This is a genomic window from Rhodoblastus acidophilus (assembly GCF_025961575.1).
Taxonomy (GTDB): Bacteria; Pseudomonadota; Alphaproteobacteria; order Rhizobiales; family Beijerinckiaceae; genus Rhodoblastus; species Rhodoblastus acidophilus_C.
This window is the reverse complement of the sequence record NZ_JAOQNX010000062.1, coordinates 1-4,325: the sequence shown is the minus strand read 5'-3', so window position 1 is coordinate 4,325 and position 4,325 is coordinate 1. Positions and strand designations below refer to the sequence as shown.

The 4,325-nt window shown below is 51.2% G+C and carries 7 protein-coding genes; all 7 read left to right on the top strand.

Features of this window, described 5'->3' with window-relative positions; genetic code table 11:
• On the top strand, positions 1 to 808 hold an 808-nt coding region (locus M2320_RS23045; RefSeq protein ID WP_264599303.1), incomplete at its 5' end, for a hypothetical protein.
• 278 nt (positions 809 to 1,086) lie between these two features.
• Entirely contained in the window at positions 1,087 to 1,488 is a 402-nt protein-coding gene (locus M2320_RS23040) for a M15 family metallopeptidase (protein WP_264599302.1), read from the top strand.
• 19 nt (positions 1,489 to 1,507) lie between these two features.
• Positions 1,508 to 1,720 (top strand): hypothetical protein, encoded by a 213-nt coding sequence (locus M2320_RS23035; RefSeq protein ID WP_264599301.1) that lies wholly within the window; start codon positions 1,508 to 1,510, stop codon positions 1,718 to 1,720.
• A gap of 331 nt (positions 1,721 to 2,051) precedes the next feature.
• Positions 2,052 to 2,729, top strand: coding sequence for a hypothetical protein (locus tag M2320_RS23030; protein WP_264599300.1), 678 nt, complete (start codon positions 2,052 to 2,054; stop codon positions 2,727 to 2,729).
• Positions 2,730 to 2,732: 3 nt separating this feature from the next.
• Positions 2,733 to 3,374 (top strand): hypothetical protein, encoded by a 642-nt coding sequence (locus tag M2320_RS23025; RefSeq protein WP_264599299.1) that lies wholly within the window; start codon positions 2,733 to 2,735, stop codon positions 3,372 to 3,374.
• A gap of 109 nt (positions 3,375 to 3,483) precedes the next feature.
• The gene (locus M2320_RS23020) at positions 3,484 to 3,711 is read left to right on the top strand and encodes a hypothetical protein (RefSeq protein ID WP_264599298.1); all 228 of its coding nucleotides are present in this window, start codon (positions 3,484 to 3,486) and stop codon (positions 3,709 to 3,711) included.
• A gap of 3 nt (positions 3,712 to 3,714) precedes the next feature.
• On the top strand, positions 3,715 to 4,325 hold a 611-nt coding region (terL, locus tag M2320_RS23015), incomplete at its 3' end, for a phage terminase large subunit (RefSeq protein ID WP_319801469.1).

Genomic DNA, 4,325 nt, shown 5'->3' with positions numbered 1-4,325 from the left:
TCACTTTGTGAACTGCTATGGTCAATGTGAATATGGATGGCTGGTCTATGCGGAACTGGGGCCGTTCGTTAACTCAGTGTTTGACATCCACGGTGGAGCACTCAACCTGAAGAACTACCTTGCGGTCAATACGACGGCTGGTAATTCGGAGTTCGTTGACTGTAAATTCACCGAGTACTTCATGTTTACCACTGGTCCGCTGATCACTACGTTTGGCGGTCCTGGCACGTTGTCATTCACGAGCTGTGAGTTGTCTGTATCCAATGCGCTCACTAATCAGCCCCTGTTCTTCCCTAATGGAACGTCTGTCCACTACCATGGTGTCATCAAGCTCGGTGATGCAGCCAGTGCCGGAACGTATAACCTCTCGGCGCTAACCTCCTTGACGGGGGATGTGTTCGTTAAGGGAACGCTCAGTTCGGTTACTGGTCCTACTACTGGCGCCTATCGTATCATCTCAGCATATGACAAAGGTATCCAACACGTTGGTAACATCTATGCAAAGATTGGTATCAAAGAAGGTAATGGAACTAACATCACAGCAGCCTCTACCATTAACATTCCACAGGATGGTAGCTTCTTCAGTGTGATGGGTACGACAGCAGTGTCGAAGATCAACGTGGGTTCCTGGGATGAAGGCAGGACGATCACCCTTCGTGCAAACGATGGTTTCACACTCACGAACAGCTATGCGAACAACCTGATCTTGGCCAGTACCTTTAACATGGCTGCGAACAATACGATCACACTCAGGTGTTCGGCTGGTAAGTGGTGGGAAGTGTGCCGCTGTGCGAATGCGTTGACCTAAGGATGGGAAGCGAAGACCACAACATCCACCTCATGCTCGGTAGACTGGACGGCAAAATGGACATGATCCTGGCCCACCAGTCTACCCAAACTAATCGACTCGATAAACACGAGCTTCGCATTAATGAGCTTGAGGGTAAGACCACCAGTCTAGAGCAGAGTGGTCAAGCAAAAAAGGAATATCTTACCACAATCCTTAGTGTTGGATCACTTGGGGTATCCATATTGGCGTACCTCAAGGATCACCTACAAGGGTTGTTCCACTAAGGAAAGGAGTGAATGACTTTAAATAAAACCTCGATGGATCGCCTTCAAGGGGTCCATCCTGATCTAGTTAAGGTGGTGCTTAAGGCTGCTGAGATTACTGATCAACCTTTTATTGTGACTGAGGGTGTCCGCACTGTTGAACGGGAGCGGAGCCTCATTGCGAAGGGCCTATCTTCCCTGAAGAGTCCGTTCTCGTGTCGTCATGTGCCGACCAATGGGTTTGGCCATGCGGTTGACCTCGCTCCGGTAGTCAATGGGGTGATCCCTTGGAAGGACTGGAGCAAGTTCGCCAGTGTTGCACGAGCAATGAAGGCGGCGGCTTCTCAGGTCCACGTGTCGATTACCTGGGGTGGCGACTGGAAGACCTTCAAGGATGGTCCTCACTTTGAACTCCCCAAGAACCTCTATCCGTAAATCATTTAAAGGAGAACCTATGAAATATATCACTAAAGGCACTGTAGCCTCTGTTCTGTCGATTGTCTCCCTTGGTGTGTCCATCTCGGGCAACCATGAGCTTGCTACTTGGCTCGGTAGTCAGGACACGGCGACCAACGTGTTTGCGCTCCTGTCCGCTTTCCTTGCCCTCTACGCGGGTGCAGCCCAGGGCATCAAGAGTGTCCATGCGACTCCGAGTCAGGAACACTAAGAATGAATCGAGGGAAAGAATTTAGCGTTACGTCTGCAACGACCCTGTTCTCTGAGGAGGTGCGTGCGGGTGATTGCATTGCATCCGTGCAGATCGTAAACGCTGGCACTACGTGTACCGTGACCTATGAGATGTCTAACAATGGCACAGACTGGGTTGCGGTCACGGGTAATGCCATTGGTGTCGGTGGTGCTTCGGCTGGTCCTACGACCGCTGCTGGCATCTATGTGTTCATGATCCAGGCCCGCTTCTTCCGAGCACGAGTGTCAACTTATACGTCTGGTACTGTGTCGGGTGTTGTAGTGTTTGGCGAGGGTTGGACTAAGTAAATATGTCGTATATCAATCAAGCTAACCCGGTGCTTACCGGGGCTGGCACCTGTTTCGATTTGAAGATCAATGGTCTTGGTGCTCTGACCTTCAACCTCACCGATAACGGTAGTAACTCCACGCTCACGCTAGAAGTGTCTACTGATTACTCCTCGTGGGCTGCGGTGGGAACTCGCCTATACCTCATGAGTGCGAATAACACCCTTATTCCTGTCAGTGGTACCTCTATCGTGACAAAAGGTAAGTACGTGCTTGACGCTAAAGCGTTGCTAGATGCCTACTCTGGTCTGCCAGTTTGGGTGAGACTGAGGGTTGCGACCTATGTCTCGGGTACGGTTGTTACCACTCTTGAGGATTCGCCTGCAACATTACAACGACTTACGTCAGGACTGGTAACCGGATTGAACGCGGCTGGCACTAACCAGATTAATGCTATGCCGATATTGGCGACCTTCAACTCCTTCTCGGCTGTCAACGCTGGTGCAGGTTCGGTTCTCCCTGGGCTTGTCCCTCTGGGTAACGAAGTGGTCGTGAAAAATACCGGTGCCAACGCTCTACTTGTTTACCCTCCGATTGGTGGAAGGATCAATTCCCTGGCGTTGAACGCCGCATTGTCTGTGGCAGCAAGCACGGTAACCCGGTTTATCTCTGATGGTACCGGGAACTTCTGGACGTTCTAATAAATGACGATTGCAAACCCTATCTTAACTGCGGCTGGTACCTGTCTTGACATTAAGTCGAGCGGCCTTGGCTGCATTGATTTCTTCGTGGATGACTCTGGTGGTGGTTCTACCATTACCTTTGAGTCCTCCTCTGATGATGCCACTTGGACGGCCCTTACGACTGGTGTGTATACCCTGAGTAATGGCAACCTTGTTTCACTTGGTGGTTCCACGACGACCTCCACTGGTCGATACATCATTGATGCGAGTGTCGCTAACTTCGTGCGCGCTCGTGTTTCCACTTACGTTTCCGGCTCGGTTGTCACTCGGTATGACGAGTCTGCTTGGCCGTTGAATAGGATCATTAATATGCTTGCTACGGGTCTTGTTGCCCAGGGTACCACCCAGGGTAGCGCCCTGCCTATCCAGGCCACCTACAACGTCTTTGCCACGGTTGCTACCTCCTCGGGCGCGGTTCTTCCCTCGGGTGTCTCCCGTAATGGTGAGGTTGTCGTAAAGAATGGTGGTGCGAATGCGCTCGCCGTGTATCCCCCGGTCGGCAACTCGATCAACAACGGTTCTACCAACGCTTCCGTCTCGGTTGCGGCTGGTGCTGCCACTCGGTTCATCTCGGACGGTACCGGCAGCTTCTATACGTTCTAAACCGCGTGTAATGCCCCCGGCTACCCAGTAAGCACTCTGGTGGCCGGGGGTTCTTTAATCCCATTAGACGGCCTTCTCTGGCCCGTTAAACGCTATTCTAGGAGCATAAATGGCAAGAGCAAATGAAGATACTCTCGCAGAACTCCATGAGGCGGTCGCCCAGGACTTGCTAAACAAGCTTAAGTCTGGTGAAGCCACTGCTCAAGAACTGAGTGCTGCTATAAAGTTCCTTAAGGACAACAACATTACTACCATCATCGACAGAGAGAATACCACTGGGAAACTCCTTCAGTTTCTCCCTAAGTTCGACGATGAGGATGAAGATCAGGCTGCGTAACCAGTGAATGCAGCAAGTAAGAAATATGGTAGTGGGGGTGAGTTAGATAGGGTACTGAGTGATTTTCGAGTGTTTCTATACCTAGTGTGGAAACACATCAATCTACCTGATCCGACACCCCTACAGTATGACATAGCGCATTACCTAGCGAATGGCCCCAGGAAGTGCTGCATCGAGGCGTTCCGTGGTGTTGGTAAATCCTTTGTGACCTCTGCTTACGTCCTGTGGGAACTCCTCCGTGATCCCCAGAAGAAAATCTTTGTGGTTTCAGCTTCTAAGCAGCGGGCGGACTCCTTTACAACCTTTACCCTTAGGCTTATCGAGGAAATGCCTATCCTGAGCCATTTAAGGCCCAAGGAGAACCAGAGGAGTTCCCGAATTGAGTTTGATGTCGGACCTGCTATCGCTGACCAGTCTCCCTCTGTTCGTAGCGTCGGTATCACTGGCCAGCTCACTGGTTCTCGTGCTGACATCATCATTGCTGACGACGTTGAAGTCCTCAATAACTCGGCGACGGCAGACATGCGGGAAAAGCTCCTCGAAAGAACTAAAGAGTTCTCAGCGATCCTCAAGCCGTTAGATACCTCCAAGATCATCTACCTAGGTACTCCCCA

What these genes read in the sequence shown, in the direction of transcription:
- M2320_RS23040 (WP_264599302.1), top strand. Translation starts at nt 1,087, where the DNA reads ATGACTTTAAATAAAACCTCGATGGATCGCCTTCAAGGGGTCCATCCT.
- M2320_RS23035 (WP_264599301.1), top strand. Translation starts at nt 1,508, where the DNA reads ATGAAATATATCACTAAAGGCACTGTAGCCTCTGTTCTGTCGATTGTC.
- M2320_RS23030 (WP_264599300.1), top strand. Translation starts at nt 2,052, where the DNA reads ATGTCGTATATCAATCAAGCTAACCCGGTGCTTACCGGGGCTGGCACC.
- M2320_RS23025 (WP_264599299.1), top strand. Translation starts at nt 2,733, where the DNA reads ATGACGATTGCAAACCCTATCTTAACTGCGGCTGGTACCTGTCTTGAC.
- M2320_RS23020 (WP_264599298.1), top strand. Translation starts at nt 3,484, where the DNA reads ATGGCAAGAGCAAATGAAGATACTCTCGCAGAACTCCATGAGGCGGTC.